Source organism: Chryseobacterium takakiae (assembly GCF_900129385.1).
Lineage (GTDB): Bacteria > Bacteroidota > Bacteroidia > Flavobacteriales > Weeksellaceae > Chryseobacterium > Chryseobacterium takakiae.
The window spans coordinates 1-2,717 of the sequence record NZ_FQVO01000037.1 but is presented as its reverse complement, the minus strand read 5'-3'; the positions used below and the strand labels follow the sequence as shown (position 1 = coordinate 2,717).

Annotated in this window: 1 protein-coding gene; it reads right to left on the bottom strand. The window is 43.6% G+C overall.

The annotated features are described in order from the left end of the window. On the bottom strand, positions 1-2,423 hold a 2,423-nt coding region (locus tag BUA76_RS18955), incomplete at its 3' end, for a beta strand repeat-containing protein (RefSeq protein WP_394332948.1). Positions 2,424-2,717 lie beyond the last annotated feature (294 nt).

Genomic DNA, 2,717 nt, shown 5'->3' with positions numbered 1-2,717 from the left:
ATGATAAATTCAGGGGCATAAAAAGAACCCGAATTGTCTCCTGCTCCTGATGCATGAACATCATTGATGGCAAACTGAGAGCTTGGCTGCCCTCCTGCCCATGGCAAAACGGTTATTGCTCCCGTGGTAATGCGGCGTCTGCCTTCCGATGACATTTGTAGAATTTTATTGGCAGCAGTCAATCCTGTCCAATTCGCACTATAAAGTGCCGGAGCGGCAGTTACATTATTAACCGTTGCATTGATATTATTTGCAGCCCATTGAAGATTGGTATTGCTCGTAAAATAAAACTTAGCCTGATCCATATAAGGTGCTGTACCAGGAGTAGTACCTCTTGCTACAGCCATTAATGTTGTGCCAAATGTAGGTACGGTGCCACTATGCTGTGCATGCACAAAATAGGCTCCGTTGCTATTATCTGAGGTAAAAATTGCCTGATTATTATAGAATCCGCGATTAGCAGTACAATCAAAGTAAGGATTAAAGTTAAAATCCCTTCCTACAGCACTATTGCCCGTTCTAAACAATGGCTTGTTGGCTGCTGGGGAAGGAGCAAGCGCATTAAAACCATTCCCTGACTGGTCTGATACTGTATTTACTGCCGCTCCTTCAGTCGTAGTGTCTGTTCCTTGGTCAGCACGCAGCCATAATCTTACACCTAATACTCCTCCCGGATTTCTCAATAAACCTCCAAAAGTGAAAAACTGCCCCGAGGTAAAATCAACAGTTGCGGTATAGTATTGCGTAGCGTTAATGGTTTCGAGGCTCATTGCGCTTGTATTAACGCTGGTGGAAAACGCTGCATCAGAAGCTGTGATTATACTAAGATTACCTATGTTTCCAGTAATAGCGCTTGCCGGTATAGCTACCTTTACAGAACCTACCGTACCGGTTTCCTGCACCCGCCATACTCTAGCCATACGGTAATTAAATCCGGATATGGTTGACGGTGTGGTAATGGAAGTAGCTGCACCATTATCTCCCCAAATTAAGAAAGAACGGTCTGCTGTATCAAAACCTGTACTGGCATTTGCCTGATTGGTTGCCGCAATGGTACCCAAACCAATTATCGGTTGAAAACCTCCGTTTTCGCTGCGGCTTTGCTTTTGTAATAAAGCGGTATTATCATCACGTCCTATACCTGCAATGTTATTGTTAAAGCCTGCATTAGTAGCATTACTCCAAGTAATAAGTGCTGCACCTCCATTATTAGATGCCACATAATCAGTAGTCATAGTAGCACCATACTTAATGGCCAAATAGCTTTCTACCTGTCTCAATGGTGTAGTAGCAAGTGCCGAAGGATATACAATCGCTTCCGGTATTCTACCTGTGAAAACGTTCTGCCACCCAATATTATAAGCACCTCCGAGTGCAACATTAGAAGCAGTAAATGCACCTAAATTGTGGGTGGTAGTACCACCTTGCGTGCCATTTATGTTGATATAGGTGCCATTAGTAACATTGTCTCCATAAATACTACTAGCAATTTGCATAATATTTTGCGCAGAAGCTACTGTACTTCCAAAATTACCACCCGCCCACTGCGATATATTATCATTTGCAGCAGGTTTCCATAAGGAAAGAGTGGCAAGGCCAGTGCCTCCTACACCACCACTGCCAAGGATATTCGTGGGACCCACTTGCGATGTATTGAATACTACAATTCTGGAGTAACTGCTGTTTCCAGCAAGTACATTGGACGGGGTAAAAGCTACTGCAGCTCCACCAAAGGTTAACGTTGGATTAAAATTGATGTTATCACTGCTCTGCCGTGTAGGCGGTGTTGGGGTCATTCCAAGGCTGTTGGCAGGGTTTGACTGATTAGTCCATGATGTAACATTAGCACCAGAAGTGACCACTCCAGCATCTGAACGAGACCAGAATGTAGCACCGGTAACTCCACCCGGAGCATAGAACGTATAAAAGTTATCACCTTCTGTCCAACTTGCTTGTATACCAAGCGTACTAGAAGCAATCCTGTTATTTGCCGCTGCAAGTGTGCCACCGGTAGTATTGGCATAAATAACATAATTAACCACCGTACCAGGTGTCTGCTGTGGTATTTTACCTGCCCAGATTCTGTTAGAGCCGCTTATCACTGCCAAAGACATATTGACTACGGTTCCGTTGGTTCTGCTGGGTGCAGTTCCGTTGGTGGTATATACCAGATAAAAGGTATATCCTGTAGTATCAACTAAATAATTGACAAAAATATCAGTCCCGCTGCTGCCTGTAGGTGATAATGCCAGAGACTGGGCATTGGTTACCGAGGCATTCTGCCTGTTGTCCGGAGCTGCGGTGTACACATTCCAGGGAGCAGTAGTGGGAGTAGCCGGTAATACCGTGCCGGGATTGTGCCCCTGTGCTATTGCTTGTATGCAAAGCAGGAGCATTATTAATAAATAAATATATTTTTTCATTGTTGTATGTGTTTCTTAAGAATTTGTTTTCTTCACTGCTTTTATTCAGAGTGGAACAGCATGTATTTTTGTATTGCACTATGTAATCAGCATGATGGCGGTTAGGTTAAGCCATACAATATAGGACACTAATGTCCTGCACAACGCAAAGTACTGTCGATCATGAATTTTCTGATAAAAGCCTTAACAATGAAAAGGTGGCGGGCGTATCCCTCCGTCGCTTATGGTAATTTTTGAAAAAACAGAAAAGAGATAGTGATAGTTCTGAAAGATATATTCACCGGCCTTCCCTGC